Source organism: Sphingomonas sp. 66-10 (assembly GCF_001897045.1).
In the GTDB taxonomy this organism is placed as follows: domain Bacteria; phylum Pseudomonadota; class Alphaproteobacteria; order Sphingomonadales; family Sphingomonadaceae; genus Sphingomonas; species Sphingomonas lycopersici.
This window is the reverse complement of the sequence record NZ_MKRR01000094.1, coordinates 144,569-145,377: the sequence shown is the minus strand read 5'-3', so window position 1 is coordinate 145,377 and position 809 is coordinate 144,569. Positions and strand designations below refer to the sequence as shown.

Genomic DNA, 809 nt, shown 5'->3' with positions numbered 1-809 from the left:
CGCCAATAGCCCGCCGATCCTTTGCCCAGAAACCTTCATCACCGTGCCTCCCCATCCGGCAGCATGTTCGAAATTCGCGCGCCGATCCCTGCGGCGTCGTGGCGTGCGATAGAGCGGTAATGAAATATTTCTGTCAATTGATAGTTTTGTTGGACAACTAACATCCGGCGGGATAGCCAGATCGCGGCGAAACGGGGAGGAGCGCGATGGGCAAAGGCGAAATCGACGGCGCGGATTCGCAGGCGATCCCCAACGTCCCGTTGCTGCGGCGGCTACAGGCCGGGCTCGACGATTATACCAGCGCCGAGCGGGCGATCGCGCAGCATATCCTGGCGCATTATGCGACGCTCGCATTCGAAACGGCGGTGTCGCTGGCCGATCGCGTGGGGGTGAGCGAGATCACCGTCGGCCGCTTCGCGCGCCGACTGGGCTACCGCAATTTCAAGGCGTTGAAGCATGATCTGAAGGACAGCGCGACCGATGCTTTGCCGTGGCTGATCGGGGACGATCTGGTCGAATTCGTCGAATCCGCCGATCGCGCGCCCGATGCCAGCTTCCAGCGCGAGATGGCGTCGTTGATGGCGGTCTATCGCCTGACCGAGACCGATAATTGGGCCGAGTGCGTCCGGCTGCTCGCGCAATCGCGCACGGTGCAGATCGCGGGGTTCCAGACCGAGCGCGGGATCGCGATGCTGCTCGCCAACCATTTGCAATTCATGCGCGACGGGGTGCGGCTGGTCGATCTGACCGCGGGCAATTACGCCGATGTGTTCGCCAGCGACGAGGCCGATTCATGCCTCGTGGTGATC

Annotated in this window: 1 protein-coding gene; it reads left to right on the top strand. The window is 62.5% G+C overall.

What is annotated here, in order from left to right:
- Nucleotides 1-206: 206 nt before the first annotated feature.
- Nucleotides 207-809, top strand: a 603-nt coding sequence (locus BGN95_RS08085) for a MurR/RpiR family transcriptional regulator (protein WP_286772281.1), incomplete at its 3' end; no start/stop codon positions are given.